General features: G+C 52.2%; 27 protein-coding genes and 1 riboswitch. Of the genes, 12 read left to right on the top strand and 15 right to left on the bottom strand.

What is annotated here, in order from left to right:
* Positions 1 to 3: 3 nt before the first annotated feature.
* From NK662_RS16010 to NK662_RS15975, 8 genes are all read right to left on the bottom strand, one after another.
* Positions 4 to 834: a carbohydrate ABC transporter permease gene (locus NK662_RS16010; RefSeq protein WP_254759948.1), complete on the bottom strand. Its 831-nt coding sequence runs from the start codon at positions 832 to 834 to the stop codon at positions 4 to 6.
* Positions 835 to 836: 2 nt separating this feature from the next.
* Entirely contained in the window at positions 837 to 1,724 is an 888-nt protein-coding gene (locus NK662_RS16005) for a carbohydrate ABC transporter permease (protein WP_254759947.1), read from the bottom strand.
* 52 nt (positions 1,725 to 1,776) lie between these two features.
* Positions 1,777 to 3,075: an ABC transporter substrate-binding protein gene (locus NK662_RS16000; protein WP_254759946.1), complete on the bottom strand. Its 1,299-nt coding sequence runs from the start codon at positions 3,073 to 3,075 to the stop codon at positions 1,777 to 1,779.
* Between the two features lie 37 nt (positions 3,076 to 3,112).
* Positions 3,113 to 3,922, bottom strand: a complete 810-nt coding sequence (locus tag NK662_RS15995; protein WP_254759945.1) for a fructoselysine 6-kinase — start codon at positions 3,920 to 3,922, stop codon at positions 3,113 to 3,115.
* A 57-nt stretch (positions 3,923 to 3,979) separates the two neighbouring features.
* Positions 3,980 to 4,714 carry a GntR family transcriptional regulator gene (locus NK662_RS15990; protein ID WP_254759944.1) on the bottom strand — a complete coding sequence of 245 codons (735 nt, stop codon included), beginning with the start codon at positions 4,712 to 4,714 and terminating at the stop codon, positions 3,980 to 3,982.
* Between the two features lie 335 nt (positions 4,715 to 5,049).
* Complete coding sequence (locus tag NK662_RS15985) at positions 5,050 to 5,655, bottom strand: methyltransferase domain-containing protein (RefSeq protein ID WP_254759943.1); 606 nt, start codon at positions 5,653 to 5,655, stop codon at positions 5,050 to 5,052.
* Positions 5,656 to 5,819: 164 nt separating this feature from the next.
* Entirely contained in the window at positions 5,820 to 8,168 is a 2,349-nt protein-coding gene (locus NK662_RS15980) for a heavy metal translocating P-type ATPase (protein ID WP_254759942.1), read from the bottom strand.
* A gap of 15 nt (positions 8,169 to 8,183) precedes the next feature.
* Positions 8,184 to 8,564, bottom strand: coding sequence for an ArsR/SmtB family transcription factor (locus NK662_RS15975; protein WP_254759941.1), 381 nt, complete (start codon positions 8,562 to 8,564; stop codon positions 8,184 to 8,186).
* A 237-nt stretch (positions 8,565 to 8,801) separates the two neighbouring features.
* On the opposite strand from NK662_RS15975, the gene NK662_RS15970 reads away from it, so the two are divergent.
* The 3 genes from NK662_RS15970 (at position 8,802) to NK662_RS15960 (ending at position 12,141) form a co-directional block, all read left to right on the top strand.
* Positions 8,802 to 9,578 (top strand): coiled-coil domain-containing protein, encoded by a 777-nt coding sequence (locus NK662_RS15970; RefSeq protein WP_254759940.1) that lies wholly within the window; start codon positions 8,802 to 8,804, stop codon positions 9,576 to 9,578.
* A gap of 148 nt (positions 9,579 to 9,726) precedes the next feature.
* Positions 9,727 to 11,358: a catalase gene (locus NK662_RS15965; RefSeq protein WP_254759939.1), complete on the top strand. Its 1,632-nt coding sequence runs from the start codon at positions 9,727 to 9,729 to the stop codon at positions 11,356 to 11,358.
* 120 nt (positions 11,359 to 11,478) lie between these two features.
* Positions 11,479 to 12,141 (top strand): GGDEF domain-containing protein, encoded by a 663-nt coding sequence (locus NK662_RS15960; protein ID WP_254759938.1) that lies wholly within the window; start codon positions 11,479 to 11,481, stop codon positions 12,139 to 12,141.
* A gap of 32 nt (positions 12,142 to 12,173) precedes the next feature.
* On the opposite strand, the gene mgrA is transcribed toward NK662_RS15960, so the two are convergent.
* Positions 12,174 to 13,163, bottom strand: a complete 990-nt coding sequence (gene mgrA, locus NK662_RS15955) for an L-glyceraldehyde 3-phosphate reductase (protein ID WP_254759937.1) — start codon at positions 13,161 to 13,163, stop codon at positions 12,174 to 12,176.
* 164 nt (positions 13,164 to 13,327) lie between these two features.
* On the opposite strand from mgrA, the gene NK662_RS15950 reads away from it, so the two are divergent.
* Entirely contained in the window at positions 13,328 to 13,549 is a 222-nt protein-coding gene (locus NK662_RS15950) for a WYL domain-containing protein (protein ID WP_254759936.1), read from the top strand.
* Positions 13,550 to 13,590: 41 nt separating this feature from the next.
* On the opposite strand, the gene NK662_RS15945 is transcribed toward NK662_RS15950, so the two are convergent.
* On the bottom strand, positions 13,591 to 13,806 hold the full coding sequence (locus NK662_RS15945) for a hypothetical protein (protein ID WP_254759935.1): 216 nt from the start codon (positions 13,804 to 13,806) through the stop codon (positions 13,591 to 13,593).
* Positions 13,807 to 14,024: 218 nt separating this feature from the next.
* Between NK662_RS15945 and NK662_RS15940 the strand changes: the two genes are divergently transcribed.
* Positions 14,025 to 14,573: a hypothetical protein gene (locus NK662_RS15940; protein WP_254759934.1), complete on the top strand. Its 549-nt coding sequence runs from the start codon at positions 14,025 to 14,027 to the stop codon at positions 14,571 to 14,573.
* A gap of 94 nt (positions 14,574 to 14,667) precedes the next feature.
* On the opposite strand, the gene NK662_RS15935 is transcribed toward NK662_RS15940, so the two are convergent.
* On the bottom strand, positions 14,668 to 15,009 hold the full coding sequence (locus NK662_RS15935) for a beta-galactosidase trimerization domain-containing protein (protein WP_368736072.1): 342 nt from the start codon (positions 15,007 to 15,009) through the stop codon (positions 14,668 to 14,670).
* A gap of 14 nt (positions 15,010 to 15,023) precedes the next feature.
* Positions 15,024 to 15,137 carry a beta-galactosidase trimerization domain-containing protein gene (locus NK662_RS15930; protein ID WP_368736071.1) on the bottom strand — a complete coding sequence of 38 codons (114 nt, stop codon included), beginning with the start codon at positions 15,135 to 15,137 and terminating at the stop codon, positions 15,024 to 15,026.
* A gap of 764 nt (positions 15,138 to 15,901) precedes the next feature.
* On the opposite strand from NK662_RS15930, the gene NK662_RS15925 reads away from it, so the two are divergent.
* Positions 15,902 to 16,549, top strand: coding sequence for a hypothetical protein (locus NK662_RS15925; protein WP_254759932.1), 648 nt, complete (start codon positions 15,902 to 15,904; stop codon positions 16,547 to 16,549).
* A gap of 158 nt (positions 16,550 to 16,707) precedes the next feature.
* On the top strand, positions 16,708 to 17,340 hold the full coding sequence (locus tag NK662_RS15920) for a signal peptidase I (protein ID WP_254759931.1): 633 nt from the start codon (positions 16,708 to 16,710) through the stop codon (positions 17,338 to 17,340).
* 88 nt (positions 17,341 to 17,428) lie between these two features.
* Here the strand turns inward: NK662_RS15920 and NK662_RS15915 are convergent, their stop codons facing one another.
* Positions 17,429 to 17,962, bottom strand: coding sequence for a GNAT family N-acetyltransferase (locus NK662_RS15915; protein WP_254759930.1), 534 nt, complete (start codon positions 17,960 to 17,962; stop codon positions 17,429 to 17,431).
* On the bottom strand, positions 17,959 to 18,387 hold the full coding sequence (locus NK662_RS15910) for an NUDIX domain-containing protein (RefSeq protein WP_254759929.1): 429 nt from the start codon (positions 18,385 to 18,387) through the stop codon (positions 17,959 to 17,961). The genes NK662_RS15915 and NK662_RS15910 overlap by 4 nt, the downstream gene beginning before the upstream one ends.
* 76 nt (positions 18,388 to 18,463) lie before the next feature.
* Here NK662_RS15910 and NK662_RS15905 point away from each other — a divergent pair, with 76 nt between their 5' ends.
* The 5 genes from NK662_RS15905 (at position 18,464) to NK662_RS15885 (ending at position 23,330) form a co-directional block, all read left to right on the top strand.
* Positions 18,464 to 19,357, top strand: a complete 894-nt coding sequence (locus tag NK662_RS15905; protein WP_254759928.1) for a LysR family transcriptional regulator — start codon at positions 18,464 to 18,466, stop codon at positions 19,355 to 19,357.
* 62 nt (positions 19,358 to 19,419) lie between these two features.
* Positions 19,420 to 19,530, top strand: a riboswitch (TPP riboswitch).
* 118 nt (positions 19,531 to 19,648) lie between these two features.
* Complete coding sequence (gene thiC / locus NK662_RS15900) at positions 19,649 to 21,388, top strand: phosphomethylpyrimidine synthase ThiC (protein WP_254759927.1); 1,740 nt, start codon at positions 19,649 to 19,651, stop codon at positions 21,386 to 21,388.
* Complete coding sequence (locus NK662_RS15895; RefSeq protein WP_254759926.1) at positions 21,388 to 21,558, top strand: hypothetical protein; 171 nt, start codon at positions 21,388 to 21,390, stop codon at positions 21,556 to 21,558. Before thiC ends, NK662_RS15895 begins: the two co-directional genes overlap by 1 nt.
* Positions 21,559 to 21,687: 129 nt before the next feature.
* A complete protein-coding gene (locus tag NK662_RS15890; protein WP_254759925.1) occupies positions 21,688 to 22,299 on the top strand; it encodes a DUF47 domain-containing protein in 612 nt (203 codons plus the stop codon).
* A gap of 44 nt (positions 22,300 to 22,343) precedes the next feature.
* Complete coding sequence (locus NK662_RS15885; RefSeq protein WP_254759924.1) at positions 22,344 to 23,330, top strand: inorganic phosphate transporter; 987 nt, start codon at positions 22,344 to 22,346, stop codon at positions 23,328 to 23,330.
* Between the two features lie 36 nt (positions 23,331 to 23,366).
* On the opposite strand, the gene NK662_RS15880 is transcribed toward NK662_RS15885, so the two are convergent.
* Positions 23,367 to 24,125 (bottom strand): MerR family transcriptional regulator, encoded by a 759-nt coding sequence (locus NK662_RS15880; protein WP_254759923.1) that lies wholly within the window; start codon positions 24,123 to 24,125, stop codon positions 23,367 to 23,369.
* Between the last annotated feature and the right edge of the window lie 4 nt (positions 24,126 to 24,129).

Here is a 24,129-nt window from a genome sequence, read left to right as displayed (position 1 = left end):
TCGCTATCCTTTGACACTTCCGCTGGAAATGCCGCGGACAAATTGCTTTTGGAACGCGATGTACGCAATGACCATCGGCAGCGCCGAGATGGCCAGGCCGGCCAGCTGTACGCCGAAGTTCGTATTGAGCTGGCTGCGCAGATTCATCAGGCCGACCGGAATCGTCCGGAGACTGGAATCCTCCACGAATACGAGGGCAAACATGAACTCGTTCCAGACGTTCATGCCGCTGAGCAAGGCGCAGGAGGCAATAATCGGCTTTCCCATTGGTAAGATAATATGCCGGTATACCTGCCAGCTATTACACCCATCGATAATGGCCGACTCCTCCAGTTCGCGCGGAATCGAGAGAAAGTAGGACCGCATGAGAAAAATGGAGAACGGCAGCTGAAAGGCGACGTAAGGAAGAATAAGCGCCCCGTATGTATTGTACAGGCCGGTTGCCTGAAACAGCTTGTAGAGCGGAATGAGACTGACCTGCGGCGCGAGCATGAGCCCGCTCAGCACGATGAGGAGGAGCAGCCCCTGCCCCCGGAATTGAAAGCGGCTGAGCCCATAGGCCGCCATGGACCCAAGCAGCAGCACCGCCAGCACGGAGGTGACCGTGATAAAAATGCTGTTGAAGAAGAAGCGCCCAATCCCGGCATCCCAGGCAGCTGTGTAATTGCTCCAAAGCCATTCCTTCGGCAGCGACCATGTATGCAGGAAAAATTCCTTGTTGGATTTTAAGCCGCTCAATACGAGCCAAATCAGAGGATAAATGATAACCAACGCATAGATGCTAAAGACAAGGAGGACAACTATTTGAAAGATTCGATCCCTGGCTGTAACCATTTCTAGGCCTCCTCTCCTGATTTTCCAATCCGCATCTGAATAAGTGAAAGCGTAAGTGTAATCACAAAGATGACCGTACCGATTGTCGAAGCATATCCCATTTCATCGTTTCGAAAGGCAGCACGGTACAGCATGGTTCCCAGCACCTCTGTCGAGCGGCCCGGCCCCCCGGCTGTCATGACATACACTTCATCAAATACCTTGAAGGCGCCAATCACTGTAATGACCGTTCCCACCAAAACCATTTCTTTAATATGCGGCAGCGTGATGGAAAAGAAGGTCCGCAGCTTGGAAGCCCCGTCAATCATGGCTGCTTCATAATACTCAAACGGAATTTTCTGCATCGCAACGAGAAACAGCATCGCCATATAGCCGGTATATTGCCACTGCGACACAGCAATGACAGCATAGATGGCTGTTTTACTGTCGCCGAGCCAGGAGCGGGCCCAATCTGCCTGCCCGATCGCTTTCAGCGCGCCGTTCACCAGCCCCACCTCCGGGTTATAGAGCAGCTGCCACAGGAGCCCTACGACCGCAATGGAAATAACAGAGGGGATAAAGAACACCGTCCGGAAAAACGGCTGGAATCTGCGGATCACCTTATCCTCCAAAATGGCTGCCACCACCAGGCCGCCGCCCACCTGGAAGACAAGCGAGATCACCGCGTACAAGGAATTGTTTTTCAGCGATGTGTAGAAAATATCATCCGCAAATAGCTTCTTATAGTACTTTAAGCCGACAAAGACTTTCTCTGCAGTAAATGAATTCCACCTGAACAGGCTGTTATAGACATTGAGGATAATAGGCAGAAATACGAAAGAGAGAATGAGGAGGAGCGCCGGCAGGATATAGAGAATCGCCGTTTGTCTGCTTCTAAAGGTTTGCTTCATTGTACTCCCTCCTAGAAGGGGGCGGGCGGCAGCGCCGCCTGCCCGATTCTGCTTACTCTACTTCACTTTGTACTTCCTTGGCCACCTTCTGTACTTCCTTAATAATCTCTTCCGGCTTCTTCGTGCCGTCCAGCAGCAGCTGAATATTGGACAGGTAGACATCCGCCACCTTCGCGTGCACGTCTGTATCCAGCCATTCCGCCATGCCTTCCGCCTTCTTCAGCGCATCCACGCCTTCTGCCACCTGCTTCAAGGCTGTGTCTGCATTTGTCGCGCCGTCAATCGGACTTGGCCAGCCGATTTTCTTCACGAGCTTTGTCGCATTTTCCTTGCTTGTCAGAAATTTCAGGAACGCGATCGCTTCCTTTGGATGCTTTGTCTTGGAGGAAACAATGAAGCCGTCCGGCGCGCCGGTGATGAAGCTTTGGTTGCCTTTGCCTTCCGCAATGCTTGGCATCGGGAAGAAGCCCCAGTTTCCTTTCAAGCCGTCTTCAATGCTTTGGAACTCTTCCAATTCCACATAGAATATAGCACCCTTGCCGGATAAGAATAATTGCTTCGCCATATCATGGGAGCTGGAGTTTACATTTTTCATGAAATAGCCCTTCGTGTTCAGCTCCGCCAGCTTTTCCATAGCCGTTACATAGCCTTGATCTGTAAATTGGCCGGATTTCGGATTGTAATCCTTCATGCGCACATCCTGCGCCACCATCTTCTGGTTCAGGCCTGTCAGATAGTGAATCGCGGCCCATGGCTTTTCATTTCCCAGTACAATCGGTGTTTCGCCGCCCTTTTTCAGCGTGTCAAGCGTTTGCTGGAACTCATCCCACGTTTTTGGCGCCTGCAGGTTATACTTTTCGAATACCTTTTTGTTGTAGACGAAGAATTTGCCGTTAAAGCGGAGTGGAATGCCGTAGTTCTTGCCGTCAGACGCAAATGGCTGCAGGGACGCTGGAATGAAGCTGTCCTTCCATGCCTTGTCTTCATTCAAATACGTTGTCAGATCAAGTGCCGCACCCGCGCGCACAAACTTGCGGGCAAACTCCCCTGACCAGGAGAACATGACATCCGGCACATCCTTGCCGCCAAGGATGACGCGAAGCTTATCCTTGATCGGTTCATCCGCAATGGCTTCCATCTTGACTTCAATGTTTGGATTTTGGGCTTCGAATTCTTTGACGACTTCTTCAAAATAAGGAGCATATTCTGGTTGAGGCCACTTATGCAGAAACTTTAAGACAACCTTGCCCGACTCCCCTCCCGATGTTTTGGAAGAATTGCTCGAGCACCCGGCCACCGCCAGCATTACCAGCAGCATGGCCGCACATAACATTCTCAGCTTCCCTCTCATCCTTGTCCCTCCCTGATTTGAATATCCCCTTTGTATGTTAAAAGGAAATTCCGTAGCCAAAAGCGCCGTCAACCAAGCAAGTCTCTGCGGCGAATTTCGCGCCTGCCTCCAGGCTGTCCGGCAGCTCTTTCCCCTGCAGGTACTGCAGGATAAATGCGGTGAAGAAGGAGTCGCCTGCTCCCAATGTGTCGACAGGCTTCACAAAATGCGGAGCCTGCTGATAGAACTCCTGCCCGTCATACACCATGGCGCCCTTGGAGCCCATTGTGCCGATGGCCAGCCGGCTGCCGAAGGAGCAGACCTGCAGCAGCAGCGTCTTCGTCTCCTCCTCAGACAAGTGCCCGCAGGACAGGAGGCTGACATCCACATACGGACAAACCTGCTTCAGCATGTCCTCGTGATAGTCGGCAGAAAAATCATAGGATAAGAGAATGCCGGTTTCCTTCAGCTTCGGCAGCTCGCTCTCAATGCGACTGTACACGCTTGTGTGCGCCATCGCAAAGGTCCGGATATAGCCGAGATCCTCCTCTGTCAGCACAAGGGGATGCTCCTTCTGCACGCCGCTGTTGCCCCCGATAAATACCCGGTCGCCCTCCACCAGATCAACGCCGGCATAGGCATTCGGCCCCTCGTGCTGGCGGCAATGGGACAGATCCACCCCGATCTCCTCCAGGGTTTCCATAATATGAGAAGCCGCGCGGTCATTGCCGAAGGTTCCCAGGTAAGCCGCCTCCACCCCCAGCTGCTTGGCGTACACGCTGAAGTTCAGCGCGTTGCCGCCCGGATACATCATGCCTTTGTGCATATACTTGTCTACTACGTTGTCACCGACACCAATTACCTTCATTTCATATCCCCCAAATCATAATGGTATATACCAATTTCACCACAGCTGAAATGGACATCATTTCAGGCTGAGTTCAGAATAAAATTTGACAATATCCCCTCTCGTGAGCGAGGTGGAGAACTCAATCGCTGTAGCCTCCTCATCGTAGGCAACGGCCTCCCGAAAGATACAGGGGCTCCCCGAACGGACGCGCAGCAGCTTGCTGTCATCCTCATCAGACACCGTCACCTGCATATGCTCCCTTGCTTTTACAAGCACAATGCCGTATTGCTCCTCCAGGATGCGGTACAGCGAGCTTTGCTCCGTAATATGTGCCTCAATGCCGCGGCAGTAATGTCCCGGAATGAAGGACTCTTCAATCGCGATGGGCCGGTCATTCACAATCCGCAAGCGTTTAATGGAAAACAGCTCTTCCCCCTCCGCAATATTCAGGCGGTCTGCCAGCCGTTTCCGTGCCGGCGTGCGGCGAATGGATAAAATCTGCGTGCTTGGAACGAGTCCTTTGCCCAGCATCGTGTTCGTAAAGCTGTTAAAGGTAATAAAGTCCATCTCAATCTTATGATTGGAGATGAAGGTTCCTGCCCCGACGCGCCGTTCCACCACTCCCTCCCGTTCCAGAATGGAAAGAGTGTGCCTCGCCGTCATGCGGCTGATGCCATATTGGCTTGCCAGCTCCCGCTCAGAAGGCAGCTTGTCGCCATGCTTCAGCCTGCCGCTCTCAATGTCCTCCAAAATCTTTTCCTTCAGCTTCCTGTAAAAGGGCTGATCCTCTTCATCTCTTAATTTACTCATTTGCTTCCCCTGCCCTAAAATGGTATCGCTTACTTCCAGTATACTAGATTTTCCAATCTTACATAAGGCATATGCCTGGCTCCTGCAGATTGGTATATACCATTTCAGCCAGTTGACTGACGGAAAACCGCAGAGGAAATGAATATATAAGATATCTTACAGAAAGCGTTTTCATTAGTGTGTGATGGAATAGGAATGGAGCAGGTCTGCTGGTTCTGTCTTGCGAGTACACATTTGAGGAGAGAAGCATTGAAGTTATCCTTAATATATTTTAAATTTTCCGACTTGTCAATATACTTTTTTGAAAATGCAGGTGCACCTCAGTTGGGTGCACCTTATTCGCGGCGCAGCAGCAAAATTTTGTAGGCGCCGCCCATGATGGAAGCCTCCTCATGCGTGACATGCACCTCCACCCCATTGCTGATATCCCGGAACCGCCGGTTTATGTCCGTCCCTGCCGCCGCAGTCAACACATTCAGCAATCTGCGCCCGGCTGCCGGCTTTTCCCCATCATGCAAAAATTTATCAAACACCAAAATCGTGCCCCCCGGCTTCAGCACCCGCACCGCTTCCCGCAAGGCCTGCTGCGGCTGCTCCACCACGCTCAGCACAAGATTCAGAATAACAAAGGCGAAAGAGCGGTCCGCAAAATCCAACTGCTCCGCATTCATCCGGCGCAGCACGGTATGGCGGCCCGCCTTCTCCCGTGCCCGCTCCAGCATATCCTCCGACAAATCAATTCCCGTCACCTGCAAGCCGTCCGGCAGCAGCGGCAAGTCCTGCCCTGTGCCAACGCCGACCAGCAGCACCTCCTGCCCCTTTGCAAACGGCAGCAGCGAAAAGGCTCTCTTTCTTGCCTGTACAAACCATCTGTTCCCCATAAGCTGATCGTAAATGGCGGATAACAGCCTATATTTCCTGCGATTGCTCTCGTTTTTCATCTCCTTCTCCCCTTTCCCGACACTCGCGCGCACTTTCCCGCAAATCACAGCGGCTTTCCTACAATTCAAAACAGCTTTCCTACAAATCACAGCCGCTTTCCCGCAATTCAACAAAAAAAGAGCTGACTCGCTAAGGCAATCCCTAATCAGCCAGCTCCTGTTGTTTACAAATTCTCGACCTTCATCACCCGCATGGCGTTCAGCACGGCCAGCAGCGTGACGCCGACATCGGAGAATACTGCTTCCCACATCGTCGCGATGCCGAAGGCGCCAAGCAGCAGGAACACTGCTTTTACACCGAGGGCAAAGATGATGTTCTGATACACAATGCGCCGCGTCCGCTTCGCCACTCCAATGGCAGTCGCGATCTTGGACGGCTCATCTGTCATGATGACAATGTCAGCCGCTTCAATCGCCGCATCCGAGCCAAGCCCGCCCATCGCAATGCCGATATCCGCGCGGGCCAGCACCGGCGTGTCATTGATGCCGTCGCCGACGAACACGATTTTTTCCCGCTTCTGCTTCTTCGCATCCAGCGCTTCCACCTGCTCCACCTTCTGATGCGGCAGCAGCTCCGCATGCACCTCATCAAGGCCCAGCTCTTTGCCGACCGCTTCCCCGACAGCCGCCGCGTCGCCTGTCAGCATGACCGTACGCTTCACACCCAGCTCCTTCAAAGCAGCAATCGCCTCTGAGGCATCCTCCTTCACTTCATCAGAAATGACGAGGAAGCCGGCATACTTGCCGTTGACTGCCACATGGACCACTGTCCCTGCCTCATCCGGCGCCGTAAAGAGAATGCCCTCCCGCACCATCAGCTTCGCATTGCCGGCCAGAATGTCCGCGCCGCCGGCCTGCACCTTCGTGCCATGTCCCGCAATCTCTTCGTAGGATTGCACCTCAGGCATTTCTTTTCCATATGCCTTGCGGATGGAGACCGCAATGGGATGGTTGGAATGAGCTTCAGCCAAAGCCGCATACTCCAGCAGTTGCTCCTCTGTCAGTCCGCCTGCCGGACGGATGCTGGTTACTTCAAATACACCCTTTGTCAGCGTGCCTGTTTTATCAAACACTACATATTTCACGTCGTTCAGGGCTTCCAGGTAGTTGCTGCCCTTGACCAGAATGCCGCGCTTAGAGGCGCCGCCGATGCCGCCGAAGAAGCCAAGCGGAATGGAGACAACCAGGGCACACGGACAAGAAATGACCAGAAACACAAGCGCGCGGTAGACCCAATCGGAAAGAGCTGCACCGCTGATGAACAACGGCGGCAGAAATGCCAGCACCGCAGCGGTAATGACCACAAATGGCGTGTAGTAGCGCGCAAACTTCGTAATGAAGTGTTCTGTCGGCGCTTTGCGGCTGCTTGCATTTTGCACAAGGTCCAGGATTTTGGAAACGGCAGACTCGCCGAACTCCTTTGTAACCTGAACGGTCAGCACCCCATTTTTATTGATAAAACCGCCCAGCACTTCGCTGCCTGCTCCCGCCTCACGCGGCACAGATTCGCCTGTCAGCGCCGATGTGTCAAGCATCGCTGTCCCTTCGAGCACCCTGCCGTCCAATGGCACCTTCTCGCCCGGCTTCACGATGATAATATCGCCGATGCACACATCCTCCGGCGGCAGCTGCCTGATTTCAGCGCCAACGCGGACGTTCGCGTACTCCGGACGAATATCCATTAAAGCGGTGATGGATCTCCGGGAACGGTTGACCGCCAGACTTTGGAACAGCTCGCCAATCTGATAGAACAGCATAACGGCCACCGCTTCCGGATATTCGCCAATCGCAAACGCACCCAGCGTGGCAATCGCCATCAGGAAATTCTCATCAAACACTTGGCCGCGCAGGATATTCCGGAATGCCCGCAGCACAATGTCGCCGCCGACGATCACGTAAGCCAGCACGAATAACGCCAAATCATAAGGAAACGCTAAGGGTGCAAACGCGGCCATTCCAGTCAGAACAGCACCAGCGGACAAGCGTGCCAGGCTGCGGCGCAGTTCGCCTGCCCCGTGGTCATGCTCCTCCGGCTTTCGCGCCTCTTCCGGAACAACCTCCACGTGCGGCTCCAGTTTTTTCACAATCGCTGTGGCCTGCTTCACCAATTCCGGCAGCTGCCTCCGGTCTTCCGCCTCCAGAATAAGACGCTTGGAGACGAAATCCAGCGTGCTGCTTGCCATGCCGGCAAGCTCTCCTGTCTGCCGTTCAATTTTTGCGGCACAGTTGGCACAGTCCAGTCCTTGCAAAAGCAATACTTGCTTGGCTGCCGCTGCCCGCTTCTCTTTCACTTCCACATGCGGCTCCAGCCGCTTCACCAGCCGCTTTGCCTCTTCGGCTACCTGCTCATCCTTGCCCGAAACAGTTTCCACCGTCAAGGTCTTTGTCACAAAGTTCAGTGAACAGGCGGACACATCCTCAAGCCCGCGCACACCGTTTTCAATTTTGGCTGCGCAGCTCGCGCAATCCAATCCATCCAATATAAATTCACGCTTGATAGCCGGCTCTCCCATCCGATTTCTCCCCCTCTAGCTGCGGTCCTCATTCACATGCTGGAACGCCTGTTCAAAAATGTGCTTCACATGGTGGTCCGCCAATGAATAATAGACAACCTTGCCTTCCTTCCGGTTCCGCACAAGCTTTGCCTGCTTCAGCACCCGCAGCTGATGGGAAATGGAGGACTGGGTCATGCCCAGCACGTAAGCCAAGTCGCATACACACAGCTCTGCTTCAAACAAGGCATGCAGAATGCGTGTCCGGGTCCGGTCGCCCAGCACCTTGAACAGCTCTGCCACATCTGTCAATGATTCATCCCCGGGAATGGTGCGCTGTACTTGCTCGACCACATCCTGATGAATCACCGGCGCATTGCAAGTCTCACCGCATACCTCCAGCTTTGCCTCTGTCATCCTTCTCCCCCACAATCTATGAACATATGAACATTCACTCAGATATTCATGTATTTGCTCTCATTATATGCGCGGTCATTCATATGTGTCAACGAATCTCCAGTTTTTTCTTGCCCGTCTCAGCATTTGCCGAAATGGCCGGAATGATTCCCCGCTCCTCCTGCATACATTGGGATTGGAAACGCCTCCTTGTTAAGCGCATAGGATAAGTTACAGCACGAAGAAGGGAGAGTTCAGATGAGCCTATTTATGAACCATGAGCACCATCCAACTTTATATAAGAACGAACACGCCGCCACTTCCAATCAAAAGCTGGCGCGGATCAATTCGCTCACCAAGCTGAAAAGCGACCAAGAGGCCGCCGCACAGCTTGTCCTTGCGGCATTATCCGCCCTGCAGGAAACACAAACTACAAACCACGCCTCCCTGCAGCACGAAATGCATGGCATCCGGGAAGGACAGCAGCTGTCCACCGCCGCCATCACACAGCAGCTGCAGCACCTGCAGGAGAAAAATGCAACGCTGCAGCATGCTCTCGAGCAGGAGCGCGCCGCCACAAATGCCCTTTTGGAGGAAATTGGCGCCCTGCGCCAGAACAGCGAAAGCATGGCAGAGCAGCTGGAGCAGGAGCGTGCCGCGACAAAAACCATGGCAGAAGACATCCATGCCTTGAAGTCTGATATCACGGAACAGCTCGCCAAGCATGAAACCGCGAATGAGAAGCTGTCCGCCCAGCTGAGCGAGCAGCTGACGATGCACGAGAAAACAGCCCAATTTCAAGAGACGGTGCTGCAGCGCCTGGATCAGCAGGAAGCGCTGACGGAGAAAATGTCCCGCCAGCTGCAGCACATCCGCTCCATTCTGTTTGAACGCACCAACTATCTCGCCGCCAAAATCGAGGACGGCTATAAACTCACCTCAGCCTATGTATATAAGCTGATGACGGGTTCCGACAAGCCCCTCACCTTCTCCATTTTGAATCGGGGCAAGGAGAAGCAATCGGATACGGAATAAGAAAAAACGTGCAGATGGCCTCTGCACGTTTTTCCATTTTTTAAAGAACATGAAATCCAAATACAGGAAAATTATTGGAAATTCCCGCATAACAACACCCTGCACAGGACACGATAGATTCGACAATGCTTCACGGAGGTGTACGACCATGACGGATCAAAACAATAACGAGAACGGAACAAATGTCAACGGCGCCGGCGGCCCGGAGGATCAGCGCTTCGGAACGAATGAGGGTGCTGATACCTTAACAGACCGGCAAGGCCACCCCATTACAGACAACCAGAACGTAAGAACAGTGGGAAACCGCGGTCCGACAACGCTGGAGAACTACCACTTCTTAGAGAAAATTACGCACTTTGACCGGGAACGCGTGCCTGAGCGGGTTGTACACGCACGCGGCGCCGGAGCGCACGGCTACTTCGAGGCATACGGCAAAGTCGGCGATGAGCCGGTTTCCAAGTACACGCGGGCGAAGCTGTTCCAGGAAGCAGGCAAGCAGACGCCTGTATTCGTGCGCTTCTCCACAGTAGTCGGCGGCGGGCATTCGCCGGAAACACTGCGTGACCCGCGCGGCTTCGCAATTAAGTTTTACACAGAGGACGGCAACTGGGACCTGGTGGGAAACAACATTAAAATCTTCTTTATCCGCGATCCGCTGAAGTTCCCGGATATGGTGCATTCCTTCAAGCCGGATCCGGTGTCCAACCTGTCCGACCCTGAGCGGATGTTCGACTTCCTGTCCCAAACACCGGAAGCCACGCACATGGTAACCTTCATCTTCTCCCCATGGGGCATTCCGGCGAACTACCGCCAGATGCAGGGCTCCGGCGTGAACACGTACAAGTGGGTGAACAAGGACGGCCAGGCCGTGCTCGTGAAGTATCATTTCGAGCCAAAGCAGGGCATTAAAAACCTGCTGCAAAAGGAAGCCGACGCGATTCAGGCGACGAACCACAACCATGCGACACAGGATTTGTACGAAGCGATTGAACGCGGCGAGCATCCGGAGTGGGAAATGTTCGTGCAAATCATGAGCGACGACGAGCATCCGGAGCTCGACTTCGACCCGCTTGACCCGACAAAGCTGTGGGACCCTGAAAAGTTCCCATTTCTTCCAGTCGGCCGGCTTGTGCTGAACCAAAATCCGAACAATTACTTTGCGGAAACAGAGCAGGTGGCTTTCGGTACAGGCGTGCTTGTGGACGGCCTGGACTTCTCTGACGACAAGCTGCTGCAGGGCCGGACGTTCTCCTACTCCGATACACAGCGCTACCGTGTCGGCACCAACTATCTGCAGCTGCCGATCAACGCGCCGAAGAAGCATGTGGCGACAAACCAGCGTGACGGCCAAATGGAATACAGCGTCGACATGGCGCCGGGCCAAAACCCGCACGTCAACTACGAGCCGTCCATCATCGGCGGCCTGAAGGAAGCGGAGCCAAACGGCAAAGAGCATGAGCCGCACTACGATGCAAACCTTGTCCGCCAGAAAATTGACCGCACCAACGACTTCGGGCAGGCCGGCCAAACGTACCGCGCCTTTGACGATGTCGAACGCGATGAGCTGATTTCCAACCTTGTCGGCGCGCTGAGCGTCTGCCGTCCGGCCATCCAGGATAAGATGATTGAATACTTCACAAGCGCCGACCCTGACTACGGCCGCCGCGTACGCGAAGGCCTGAACCAGGCCCCGCAGGCACAAAGTCACACAAGCACAGCTGCAGCGGATCAGGCTGTACAAGATGCGAAGAACATGGGCCACGAAACAGACGGCTATTGATGCGCAGACCGGGAATCTCCCCGGTCTTTTATTTTTTCCAGAAAAAAGGCGTGGGAATCTTAACTTCAAACAATTACAATTCTTTTATACATTTAATAACATATATAAAAGGAGAAACAAATGAAATACCGTGGCAGAGCCCTGGCACTTCTGATTTGCATTTGCGGTTACATCGGCTGGACCCTTCATACGTACTTGGAATATGGCGCGATTTGGACCTCCGGGACAAACGAACTTATTCATATTTTCGGAAACTTGGCCGAGTTTGTCTTAGCCTGGTGGATTGGCCTGCAGTTTGATAAGGTGCAATATTTGTCAGAACGGGATGCCTTGACAGGAGTGTATAACCGCCGCTATTTGTACAACTGGTTTGAACGCCTGCAAACATGCCGGGGCCGACAAGAACCCTTCAGCCTGCTGCTGCTGGACATTGACCGCTTCAAGCTCATCAATGATACGCATGGACACCGCACTGGGGATTTAGTCATTGCCAAAGTTGCCCATATTCTGAAGCAGACACTCCGCAAAACCGATATGATTGTCCGGTGGGGCGGCGATGAATTCCTGATTATTGCCAAAGGAGAAGCTTGTCCCACCCAGTTGCGGGAGCTCATTCAGCAAAATCTGCAGGGCCTGTCGGCACAGCTTGACTTTCCGCTTTCCGCCTCCATCGGAGTTTTACCTGATGCCAGTGCGCGGCAGCAGGATTTGGATGCGCTTGTGCATGCTGCCGATTGCTGTATGTACGAGCAGAAACAACTCACCCGGACATCGATGCAGTGAAGAAGGGGGACCTTTTGCAGGCCCCCCTTCTGTCAACATAGAATGCTGTCAATGATACGCAGTTCGTCTTCGGTAAATGTCCGCTTTTCCAACGCTGTCACATTTTCCTCAATCTGCTCTACGCGGCTCGCCCCAATCAGTGCGGAAGTCACTCTTCCCTCACGCAGCACCCAGGACAGCGCCATCTGCGCCAGATTCTGTCCGCGCTCCTGCGCCAAGGCATGCAGCGCCTGTACCTTCTGCAGCACATCCTCTGTCACATTCTCGCTCCGCAGGAACGTGTTCGGCTTGCCCGCCCGGGAATCAGTCGGAATGCCCTTCAAATAGCGCTCCGTCAATAAGCCCTGTGCCAGCGGTGAAAACGCGATGGAGCCTGCGCCGGCCTCCTGCAGCACATCCTGCAGGCCTCCCTCCACCCAGCGGTCAAACATGCTGTAGCGGAATTGATGGATGAGCAATGGAGTGCCCAGCTTGTTCAAAATCTCGACAGCCTGCGCTGTCTGCTCGGCGTTGTAGTTGGAAATCCCCACGTACAGCGCCTTTCCCTGCCGCACAATCAGGTCGAGCGCGGCCATCGTCTCTTCAAGCGGTGTATGCGGATCCGGACGGTGATGGTAGAAAATATCGACATACTCCAGGCCCATGCGCTTCAGGCTTTGATCCAGACTGCTCACCAAGTATTTCTTGGAGCCCCAATCTCCGTAAGGCCCTTCCCACATCGTATAGCCGGCCTTTGTCGAAATCAGCATTTCATCCCGGTAGCTGCCCATTTCCTGCCGCAGAATTCTCCCGAAGTTCTCTTCCGCAGACCCTGGCACAGGCCCGTAATTGTTGGCCAAATCAAAATGCGTGATGCCGAGGTCGAAGGACCGGAACAAAAGCGCTTTCATATTTTCGAAGGAATCTACGCTTCCAAAATTATGCCACAGCCCCAGAGAAATGGCGGGCAGCTGCACTCCTGACCTTCCGCAGCGCTCATACTGCATACGCTGATATCGTTCCCTGCTTGCTTGATATACCATGACGGATCCTCTCCTATGTATGACTTCCCCTCTATCATAAAAGAAAACATGCACTGGAACAAATGAAAACGCATATTCTGGAAAAAATACCACAAACAAACGTTCTCACCGAATAGAAAAAGAACGTTTGTTCTGTTATAATAGATGCAAAAGGGGATGAGAAGATGAACAGCACCTTCAAGTGCTGCCTGGAGCAGCAAACACCGGTTGAAATCATTTACTTGGCGGCAAACGGGCACATTACCCAACGGACCATTTTAATAAAAGGAATCAACGGCCACACTGTACGCGCGCGCTGCTTGCTGCGGAACCAGGAGCGCACCTTCAAGCTCAACCATATACTGGCTGCCCGCATGGTAAAGGGGCGGCGGACGGAATCAGCCTAGCGGGCGGCGCTTTCCGCATTGCTGTTGATGACATCACGATTTCAGGAGTCCGCGATGGCTTTTCCTCTGTCAATTGGAACGGAATCTTTCACAATCGCAAACTCCAATGTAGAAGACAACGGCAGCTGCTCTTCTGTGTCTCCCGTCATCACAAGCACGATTAGAGCGCCTGCACGGCTGCTGGATCTGGAATATATCAATAGAAATTCAAATACATAAATTACAATCATTTCTTTTTTGCGTATGGCTGATTCCATATATAATGCACAGCCTCATCCCTCAGTGTCCCCGCCTGCTTGTCTATGCTGGCGGCACTATGGGTTTCACCATGTGCACCTCATCCTTGCTGCTATATCAAAAATAACAGGATTATACATTATATAGAAAACGATGTATAAAAATCGTTTACTTTTAAGTTTCCGAATATTATTATATTAAGCATACAGAACATTGTACGTGCAGGAGATGAATGGAAATGAGGAAAATGCTATTGGCATGCGGCATTGCCGGTGCTTTTGCGGTTTCGGGTGTGAGCTATGCATCTATAATCACTTCAAACTCTATGACCGCATCAGTAATAAGTAATCCGACTGTGACCACTGTTGCTGAAAATACTGCCAGCGGAGGGCCGTATGGGAGCAAGCCCGCATGGAATACGTTTGTAGAGAAAGACAGTCGTACCCTAAACGCGGGAGATTTGTTTATTATAAACGCAACAAACAGTACTCCTGAAAAGGTGTTATCAGTATTTCTTTATTTGGAAAACGGTGTTGAAATGTCTGGAGACTATTCTACCTTCTACGAGAATATACAAGTCTACTCCGAAGAAAATGGCACTTGGAAATCTGTACAAGGCAAATCCCAGCAACTGTCTCTACAAAACGGTGTACTTGCGTTTGCTCTTTCAGGCGGAAAAAAGTATGCCATCACTGTTAGTAATACTACTGAGCATACTTCATGGGCATACGCTTCAAAAGATACTACTTTACAACCAAAGTATTCCGCTACGGCAAACTACAGATAACTACATAGAAGAAGGGCTTGGGAGCACTCCAAGCTCTTTTTCTATGCTACACCTGATGCAGCCTACGCAGCTCACGCACCCCATCTGTCCACAGCTACGCCGTCACGTCATAGGGCAGCTCCGTATTGAGCAACCGGCGGATGTCATGCTTCGCAATCAGTCTGCCAAAAAGCTCACGCTGAAAGTCCAGCTTATTGCGGGAAGACGCATAGTATGCCTCACCCTCGCCAAACGAGTTCGCTGTCAGCGCCGCCCGGCATAGAAATCCTGAGCATACACTGCCAGCACTCTCCGCATGAATAAGATCGCATAGCTCATGCACTTCATAAGTGCCAATCAGTCCCAAGTCATTTTCCTCCGCCCCAATGCCGAGCACCCTTACCAGTGAGCCGGGGAAGCATAGAGTATGCTTATCAACAATGCCTGACCCGTAGATTGCAACAAGAAATTCTACACAAACTGCTCCAGCTTTTCAGCAACACCGCAGCGAATTATGGACAGCATCGGTGCCATCAGTTTATAGCTCGAGAAATCGTCGTTCATATTGGTGACATCCACTGGAATGCCCTGCTTGTGCGGACCCTGTGCATACTTGATGGCTCGGAGGTTTTACACGATAGCGACCTTCATCAGGCGGATGTCTTCCTTCAGAATCTCCGGATACTGCAGCCGTTGACTTGGGGGTATAATCGGCTCCATGCTGATAACGGAGTACTTTATCACTAATGGGCAAAAATTCCTTCATCATGTTAACTTTCATTCCTTAAAACGGTCTCATCCCTTTCATGGGAGCGCAAAGAAGTCGATCTGGAAATATATGAAAATTTTATAAAATGGTTTATCTAAGACTAGCTTGATTGGCATCGGAATGCTTGGCAAAAGTGACGGTCATATACACCGCAGCAATGCAAATACCAATTTAATTCTATATATTAAGATTTTTCTTATAATGAACAAAAACTAGAAACACCAATTTTAACCGCTTCACATTTGTCATATTTATGTACTTGTAAAAAAATACCTCGTTCTGCTCTACAATGAAACGCGATAGATTAATTATTATTCCAAAATACAAAATGAAATCACCAAATCCTTATTAAAATACATGAAACAGTAATAAACAGCATGAATATAAGACATTTCACAATAATTTAACCATCCTTATGTATTACTAAAATAAAAATATATAATATTTTTAAATAAAAATAAGCTTGTTCAAATTTTCAAAAAAAAGAAATATTTTTCCGCATAAACTATTTACATTCGATATACCGAATATTAGTATATTCAGTGTAATAGTCAATAACTTAACTAGGGGGTAATGAGAAATGAAAAAGAAATTTCTAGCCGCAGGTATTGCGGGCGCATTCGTAGTTTCCGGTGTTAGCTTTGCGGCAATTACAGCTTCACCAGCAAACCTTTTTACAGCAAAGGTAACATCAAATGCTACAATAGAACCAGCAGAAACTGGTACGGTAGCCGCAAATGTAGGAAACTACGGGACAGCATCTTCTAGCTATACTACATCAAGAACTGGTGCGGTTAAACTTGTTGAGGGTAACGGTGTGGACTTGTTTGTTGTCAACGCTCAACAAACGGGTAATGCAGCAAAGAAGGATGTAGTGGTGACTGTGCATCTTGATAACGCAGACAAACTAGCTCAGAACTACCAGAGCCTTTTCCAAAACTTGAAAGTATTTAAGCAAGTTACGGCTCCTGTAGATGCGACGGGCACTGCTAATGATGTAGCAGCAACATGGACAGAATATGACAATCTTCACCAAGATAACATCATTTCCTTAGAAGACGGTTCTGTTACGTTTGTACTTGAGGGCGGCAACACATACTCCATTAGCAGCGATAACGGACAGGCAATTTCTTTAAACGCAGATGCTAGTGTTAACGACGCTCTTGCTGAAGCACCAAAGTACTCTGCTACCATCACTACAAAAGCTGGGGCTATTGCTAGACAATAATCTCACTGTACGTTAAGTACATATACACGAAGAGAAGACAAGTACCCACTATGCGGATGCTTGTCTTTTCAAATGTGAACACTGGATGGAGTTTAGCCTGTCCCAGGCAGCCTGCATCCAGTGCTCAACTAAATCTAACATACAGAAGGTGTTGCCCAATGAAAAGACTGCCTCTATATCTCATCATCGCACTCGTTCTTGCACTCTTTATTGTAAACCGCTTCTTTACCCCTCCTTTCGTCGCAATCCCGAGTACAAGTATGCTGCCGGCATTGCACGTCGGAGACTTGGCACTCGTTAAAAATGTAAAGCCTGAGGATATAAAAGTCGGAGATGTTGTTGTTGTGACCCCTCCTTCCGAGTCCCAGAGCACCCTGCAATTACCGGCTTCCGTCATCCACCGTGTGGTGAAGGTGGACAACTCCGGCCCGGAGCTGCAATTCCGTATCAAGGGCGATAATAATAATGCGGAAGACCCTTATACACTGACTGGGAACAACATTAAAGGGAAGATGTATAAATCCTATCGATATGCCGGCTATGCAATTTTGTTTCTCTACAGCCAGCAAGGGATGTACTTCCTGTTAGCCGTCCTTGGCATGTATATCCTGTATGAAGTATCTAATTACCTCAACAAACGAAAAAAGAGCCTATTGGCGCGCTTCGTTCCGGATACGACAAAAGAGATGGAAGCCGAGCTGCACGAGCAGACGGAGAAGCTGAATGCCTTGCATCAGGAAATTCGTTCTCTTAAAAAGTATATAGAAGATTTGCAAAGGATGATTTCCTAGAGTCAAACAAAAAAAGCCTTATACCACAAGGCTTTTTTTGTTTGACCTGCATGGCTGGTGTGCCCAACATGCCATCGCTGCCTGTACTTTACTTACCGGCGTATTCCATCAGCCAGCAATCCCGCAGCTCCCCCTCATGCCATTCATGCCGCGGCAGCAGCCTCACCCTCCGAAACCCGCACTTCTCATAGCAAGCCAACGCCCGCTCATTCCAAGCCTGTGGGTCCATCACCACTGCATCCGCTCCCTTTTCCCGCATGAGATAGCCTGTCATCAGCTGCACAAGCTGTGTTCCGATGCCTCTGCCCCAATACCCTGGCTCACCGAGAAATTGATCTGTGCCATAAATACGGAGTTTCCTACTGTAGCCATATTCCTGCTTCGCCTCTTCTCCCAGCTCGTAAAACTGGATATAGCCAATGGATATTTCCTCATATGTAACAAGGCAGCGGACCCCTGAATCGTCCGGGCGGTAGAAGTGCGCCTCCACCTTTTGCAAATCGTGCGGGTTGTCCCGCCCCTCGTAATATTGCAGCACCCGCGGGTCGTTCAGCCATTTGACCAGCAGGCTCTTATCATCCTCTATGAGTCTGCGAATCTGTAAGCCGTTTCCGTTCATCATACGCGTACCCCTTCAAACGCATAAAAAGCCGGGCCAGGTGCTGTCAGCCGCAATGTGGTATAGAGAACAGGCATGAGCGCCTGTGCCGTGCTGTGGTCAGCCCAGCGCACGTCTATGATATCTCCGTCCGGGTCCTCCACCCGCAGCTGTCCGCCTGTAATGCGGGCGGTAAACGTGAAGATGACTGCGTGATCATTGCGCTCTGTGATGAACATTTCGCGCACAGACTGCAGTCCGGTCACAGTCGCGGTATATCCTGTTTCCTCTTCTATCTCGCGGATGGCGGCCTGCTTCAGTGTTTCGCCTTCCTCCACCGCGCCGCCGGGCAAGCCCCAGTACACCCGGTCGCCTTTTTTGTTTTTCACCAGCAGCAGCTCTCCCTTTTCATTTTGAATGAGCGCCGATGCCACATCAATTCGTTTCATCTTCCTCTCCCCCTTCTCTCCATTCTACTGGAATTGTGGTACAATGTCGTGTATGTGAAGAGAACGGAGTGAGCGTATGATTGTCGATCCCTTGCAAATTTTTGTGACGGTGGTGGAGCAGAAGAACTTTTCCCGGGCCGCCGAGCTGCTGCATGTTTCACAGCCGAATGTGAGTCTGCATATCCGCAATCTTGAGGAGGAATTCGGGGTACAGCTTCTAATCCGCTCGCCCAAGCAGGTGCGGGTGACGGAGGCCGGCAAGCTGCTGTATGCGCGGGCGAAGCAGATTCTGGCGCACTATGAGGACGCGAAGCAGGAGATTCGGGAGATGCTGCATTCGGTGAGCGGCACGCTGCGGGTCGGATCCAGCTTTACAGTTGGGGAATATATTTTGCCGAAGGTGCTGGCGGCGTACACGAACCAGTATCCGCAGGTGGACATTGGGGTCAAGATTGCCAATACGGAGGAGGTCGTGCAGGCGCTCCGCGCAAGCGAAATTGACCTTGGCTTTATTGAGGGAAATACGGTGCAGGAGGATATCGAGGTGGTGCCGTTCATGGAGGACGAGATGATTGTCATCGCACCGCCGGACCACCCGCTGTCGCAGCGCCGCCTGCTGGAGGGCAGCATGCTGCAGGATCAGGTATGGATTACCCGGGAGCGCGGTTCAGGCACAAGGGCGTACAGCGATAAGTTCATTGCCGATTTGCAGCTGCACATGAAGCGACAATTTGTCTTCAGCAGCAGCCAGGGCATTAAGGAGGCGGTCATGGCAGGCCTCGGCCTTGCGGTGCTGTCGCGCTGGACGGTGCGGAAGGAGCTCGCTGCCGGCGAGGTGCAGACGCTCCGCATCCGTAACACCAAAATCACCCGGCCGCTCTCCATCGTCCGCCGCCGGGAGCCCTCTTCAAAGGCTGCGGATGCGTTTATCCGCAAGCTGGAGGCCTTTGCCGCCAGTCATACATGGTGAAAACTTCCATAAAAATACTTTACAAAATTTTCTATAACATCTATAGTAAAGCTTGTAAAACTGAAATTGACTAGGGGTGCCCGAACTGCCGGGCTGAGAGAGAGGCGCACGCTTCTTAACCCTTTGGACCTGATCTGGCTCGTACCAGCGTGGGGAAGTTATTGCGGATAACATGGCATATTGCCGTGTTCTATGTGCTAACATTCAGCCGGGTCCTCCTTTGGATCCGGCTTTTTCCTGCTTGCGCTTGGATCTGCGTCCTTTCACCTGACAGAAAAAGGAGCGAGTACCATGACAGCAAACCATTCCTTGCATGATGTGAACGTATCCATCATGTCCAGCTTTTCCGGCAGTAAAAAAGTGTACGTGGAGGGATCACGCCCTGATATCCGTGTGCCGATGCGCGAAATTCAGCTCAGCCATGGCAATCAGCCTGTGCGGGTATACGACACAAGCGGTCCATACACGGATCATACTGCCACCGTCGATATCAGCCAAGGTCTGCAGCCGATCAGACGCAACTGGATTCTCAAACGCGGCGATACGGAAGAATATGCAGGGCGCGATATCCGCCCGGAGGATAATGGCTATCGTACCGATGACCCGCGCGCGAAAACGGTGTTTCCGGGCTTGCAGAGGAAGCCGCTGCGGGCTCAGACAGGCCGCAACGTAACGCAGCTGCATTATGCCCGCCAAGGCATCATTACCCCGGAAATGGAATTTGTGGCGATACGCGAGCACGTCTCCCCTGAATTTGTCCGGAGTGAAATTGCCAGGGGCCGTGCCATTTTGCCGGCCAACATCAACCACCTGGAAGCGGAGCCAATGATCATAGGCCGAAGCTTTCACGTAAAGATTAACGCCAACATTGGCAATTCTGCGGTCACCTCCTCCATCGGGGAGGAAGTGGAAAAAATGACGTGGGCCACGCGCTGGGGTGCGGACACCCTGATGGATTTGTCCACCGGCAAGAACATCCACACCACCCGCGAATGGATCATCCGCAACTGTCCGGTTCCCGTTGGCACAGTGCCGATGTATCAAGCGCTGGAGAAGGTGAACGGCATTGCCGAGGATTTAAGCTGGGAGGTATTCCGCGACACCCTGATTGAGCAGGCTGAGCAGGGCGTGGACTATTTCACCATTCACGCCGGCGTGCTGCTTCGGTATATTCCGCTGACAGCAAAGCGCGTCACCGGCATCGTCTCCCGCGGCGGCTCCATCATGGCGCAGTGGTGTCTGGCCCACCATCAGGAAAACTTCCTGTACACGCATTTTGAGGAAATCTGCGAGATTATGAAGACCTACGATGTGTCTGTTTCCTTGGGAGATGGGCTGCGGCCGGGCTCCATCGCCGATGCCAACGATGAAGCGCAGTTTGCGGAACTGGAGACGCTGGGCGAATTGACGAAGATCGCCTGGAAGCATGATGTACAGGTCATGATTGAAGGACCGGGGCATGTACCAATGCACCTCATCAAGGAAAATGTGGAGAAGCAGATGGAGATTTGCCAGGAGGCGCCGTTCTACACACTCGGACCGCTCACAACAGATATTGCGCCGGGCTACGACCATATCACCTCCGCCATCGGCGCGGCCATGATCGGCTGGTTCGGCACAGCCATGCTGTGCTATGTTACGCCGAAGGAGCACCTCGGCCTGCCGAACAAGGAGGATGTGCGGACCGGCGTCATCACCTATAAAATCGCCGCCCATGCAGCCGATTTGGCAAAAGGGCATCCGGGCGCACAGCTCCGTGATGATGCCCTGTCCAAGGCGCGGTTTGAATTTCGCTGGCGCGACCAGTTCAACCTGTCGCTCGATCCGGAGCGGGCGCTGGAATACCATGATGAAACACTCCCGGCTGAAGGCGCCAAGACGGCGCACTTCTGCTCCATGTGCGGCCCAAAGTTCTGCAGCATGCGCATTTCGCATGACATCCGCTCTGCCTATATCGAGGACGGCCTGCAGGAAAAAGCCCGTGCGTTCAAGGAACACGGCAGTGTCATTTACGTGGAGAAGCAGCACTGATGCGGACCGCCGTGGACATACAGCGGGACATGCAGGAGCTGCAGCGCAGACTGGAGCAGCTCAAGCAAGAGCTTTCCGATCTGCAGCACGGCTGCCGGCACGATTTTATCCGCACACCCTATATGCAGATGTGCCGGAAGTGCCGGATGACGGAAAGCCTGAGCTGGTGAAGCAAGAACCGGATCCTCCCTCGGGGTCCGGTTCTTGCTCATTTCCCTTCTTTTTAAGTATGAGCAAGTGTCACTGGGATAAGCTAACATTGATATCTACCATACTTTATCAAACACGGAGGGAATCGCATGGCTAAAAAGGATAAGTTCGCCGCCCATTTAGAAGGCATTGCCGCAAACCTCAAGCAAGGGGCAGATTATTTTGCGGATCATACACCCAAAAATGTAAGCGATCTGAAAACGTTTTCTGAGAAAATGAAGGAGTATGAGTCCAAGGGTGATACCATGGTCCATGAAATCATTAAGGATTTGCATCATGCCTTCATCACCTACATCGAGCGCGAGGATATTCTGGCTCTTACGATGAGCCTGGATGATGTGCTGGATGGCCTGGAGCATACTGCGGCTTTATTTGAGATGTATTCTGTTACAACGCCTGATACCTATATGCGCCGGTTTTCCGATGCGATCCGCAGCTCTGCGGCAGAAATTCAAACCGCAGTGGACATGCTGGCGAGCAAGAAGCTGCTGAATATGCGGGAGCATGTCATTAAAATTAAAGATTTGGAATCCACCTGCGACGGCATTCTGCGGGAATCGATTGAAAATCTGTTTGCCCATGAGAAGGACCCGATCCGCATTATTCAGTACAAGGAAATCTATGAGGAGCTGGAGAATATCGCAGACTTCGGCCAGGCTGTCGCCAATACGCTGGAAAGCATTATTATGAAAAATGCATAACAGCGCGCCAGCCCCAGCAGGACTATCTCAGTTAGGAGGTTCGAATGACAACTATTATTATCATTCTCATTCTGGCTCTAGCCTTCGAGTTCATCAATGGCTTTCATGATACGGCCAATGCGATTGCCATGTCAGTTTCCACCAAGGCCTTGTCGCCGCGGTTTGCGGTGTTCTATGCAGGTGCCCTGAATTTTGTAGGTGCTTTGGTTTCGCAGGCCGTCGCCAAATCCATCGGCGGCAAAATTGCCGATCCCTTTCACATTGAAAACGGATTGCTGATTGTTATTGCGGCCCTGATTTCATCTATCTTTTGGAATCTGCTGACCTGGTACTACGGCATTCCTTCCTCCTCGTCACATACTTTGATCGGGTCCGTTGCCGGCGCTGTCATTGCCGGATCAGGCTTCGGAACGATTAACTGGGCGGGATTTGCCGATATTATTAAGGCTTTAATCATCTCTCCATTCCTGGCTTTTTTCGGGGGCTTTATCATCATGAAGATCTTGGCCGTTCTTTTCAAGAATGCCAACCCCCGTCAGGCAACACGCGGCTTCCGGGGATTCCAAGTTGTGGCCTCCGGTCTGGCGGCATTTTCCCACGGAGGCAACGATGGACAGAAAACCATGGGGATCATCGTCTTCGCATTGGTTGCGGGAGGCTTCCAGTCCACATTGGATGTGCCGTTTTGGGTGCAGGTGCTGTGTGCGGCAACCATTGGCGCCGGAACCATGATTGGCGGGATGCGCATCATTGAAACGGTTGCGAAACGGATTTTCAAGGTGCAGCCGGTCAATGGCTTCGCGGCCGACTTAACAACCTTTCTTGTATTGCAGGGTGCCACCATGCTCGGGCTGCCTGTTTCCACCACACACGTATCTTCTTCTTCCATATTGGGTGTGGGTGCCTCCAAGCGGGTCCGCGGCGTCAATTGGGGCGTTGCCATCCGCATTGTGACGACTTGGGTGATCACCCTTCCGATTTCTGCCCTCATTGCCGGGATTATCATGACAATCCTGAAGCTTTTCATGTAAAAAGCAAGGTACCTGAACAAGTCAGGTACCTCTTTTTTACTTCGCTGTGTAAGCCTGCACCGCATCGCGGATAAACACGGCTAGCCCCGGCTGATGCTGGTCATAGTACGCTGTGAATCGCTCATCATCCACATACATCTGCGCGAGTCCGGCATGCGCCTCCTTCGAATAGCTGTCCCAGTAGAAGCTGACCCATTGCCGGTGCAAGTCGGCTGCCTTTTGTGCCAGCTCCCCAGCCGGGTCGCCCGCTGCAAAGGCCTCCTGGAAGGCGGTGATGACATCGCGCCCCAGCTGCTCGATGTCCCCATACTGCTTCTCCGTCATATGCCGCAGCTTCGCGTTGGCCCTGTCGACCTCCGCATCTCCATACTTCGCGCGCGCCTCTTTGCCATGCTTCTTCTCATTGTCCTCAATCAGCTTCTGCTTGAAGCCTGCAAACTTTTCATGATCGCTCATCGCTTCTCCTCCCTCCGCCGCCGCAATTGTCCTTTCCACGTTTGCCAGCAGCATATCCAACTGCTTTCGTTTGGCGAGCAGCTGCTCCCGGTGCTCCTTCAGCGCGCCGGTGCTGTCAAAGTCCGGTGCCGTCATCAGCCGCTGAATTGTCTCAAGCCCCAGACCGAGCTCCCGGTAAAAGAGAATGTGCTGCAGCCGGTCCACCTCCGCCTGCCCGTAGATCCGGTAGCCGTTCGAGCTGACCCGCGCCGGCTTCAGCAGCCCGATTTCATCATAATAGCGCAGCGTGCGTGCGCTCACCCCCGCCAGTTTGCCTAGCTTTTGCACGGTATACTCCACTGCT

It is taken from the genome of Ectobacillus ponti, assembly GCF_024294785.1.
Classification (GTDB): Bacteria; Bacillota; Bacilli; order Bacillales; family Bacillaceae_G; genus Ectobacillus; species Ectobacillus ponti.
This window is presented reverse-complemented; position numbering and strand designations above follow the sequence as displayed.

Coding starts and splice junctions, on each gene's coding strand:
- NK662_RS16010 (WP_254759948.1), bottom strand. CDS start 834: ATGGTTACAGCCAGGGATCGAATCTTTCAAATAGTTGTCCTCCTTGTC.
- NK662_RS16005 (WP_254759947.1), bottom strand. CDS start 1,724: ATGAAGCAAACCTTTAGAAGCAGACAAACGGCGATTCTCTATATCCTG.
- NK662_RS16000 (WP_254759946.1), bottom strand. CDS start 3,075: ATGAGAGGGAAGCTGAGAATGTTATGTGCGGCCATGCTGCTGGTAATG.
- NK662_RS15995 (WP_254759945.1), bottom strand. CDS start 3,922: ATGAAGGTAATTGGTGTCGGTGACAACGTAGTAGACAAGTATATGCAC.
- NK662_RS15990 (WP_254759944.1), bottom strand. CDS start 4,714: ATGAGTAAATTAAGAGATGAAGAGGATCAGCCCTTTTACAGGAAGCTG.
- NK662_RS15985 (WP_254759943.1), bottom strand. CDS start 5,655: ATGAAAAACGAGAGCAATCGCAGGAAATATAGGCTGTTATCCGCCATT.
- NK662_RS15980 (WP_254759942.1), bottom strand. CDS start 8,168: ATGGGAGAGCCGGCTATCAAGCGTGAATTTATATTGGATGGATTGGAT.
- NK662_RS15975 (WP_254759941.1), bottom strand. CDS start 8,564: ATGACAGAGGCAAAGCTGGAGGTATGCGGTGAGACTTGCAATGCGCCG.
- NK662_RS15970 (WP_254759940.1), top strand. CDS start 8,802: ATGAGCCTATTTATGAACCATGAGCACCATCCAACTTTATATAAGAAC.
- NK662_RS15965 (WP_254759939.1), top strand. CDS start 9,727: ATGACGGATCAAAACAATAACGAGAACGGAACAAATGTCAACGGCGCC.
- NK662_RS15960 (WP_254759938.1), top strand. CDS start 11,479: ATGAAATACCGTGGCAGAGCCCTGGCACTTCTGATTTGCATTTGCGGT.
- mgrA (WP_254759937.1), bottom strand. CDS start 13,163: ATGGTATATCAAGCAAGCAGGGAACGATATCAGCGTATGCAGTATGAG.
- NK662_RS15950 (WP_254759936.1), top strand. CDS start 13,328: ATGAACAGCACCTTCAAGTGCTGCCTGGAGCAGCAAACACCGGTTGAA.
- NK662_RS15945 (WP_254759935.1), bottom strand. CDS start 13,806: ATGGAATCAGCCATACGCAAAAAAGAAATGATTGTAATTTATGTATTT.
- NK662_RS15940 (WP_254759934.1), top strand. CDS start 14,025: ATGAGGAAAATGCTATTGGCATGCGGCATTGCCGGTGCTTTTGCGGTT.
- NK662_RS15925 (WP_254759932.1), top strand. CDS start 15,902: ATGAAAAAGAAATTTCTAGCCGCAGGTATTGCGGGCGCATTCGTAGTT.
- NK662_RS15920 (WP_254759931.1), top strand. CDS start 16,708: ATGAAAAGACTGCCTCTATATCTCATCATCGCACTCGTTCTTGCACTC.
- NK662_RS15915 (WP_254759930.1), bottom strand. CDS start 17,962: ATGATGAACGGAAACGGCTTACAGATTCGCAGACTCATAGAGGATGAT.
- NK662_RS15910 (WP_254759929.1), bottom strand. CDS start 18,387: ATGAAACGAATTGATGTGGCATCGGCGCTCATTCAAAATGAAAAGGGA.
- NK662_RS15905 (WP_254759928.1), top strand. CDS start 18,464: ATGATTGTCGATCCCTTGCAAATTTTTGTGACGGTGGTGGAGCAGAAG.
- thiC (WP_254759927.1), top strand. CDS start 19,649: ATGACAGCAAACCATTCCTTGCATGATGTGAACGTATCCATCATGTCC.
- NK662_RS15895 (WP_254759926.1), top strand. CDS start 21,388: ATGCGGACCGCCGTGGACATACAGCGGGACATGCAGGAGCTGCAGCGC.
- NK662_RS15890 (WP_254759925.1), top strand. CDS start 21,688: ATGGCTAAAAAGGATAAGTTCGCCGCCCATTTAGAAGGCATTGCCGCA.
- NK662_RS15885 (WP_254759924.1), top strand. CDS start 22,344: ATGACAACTATTATTATCATTCTCATTCTGGCTCTAGCCTTCGAGTTC.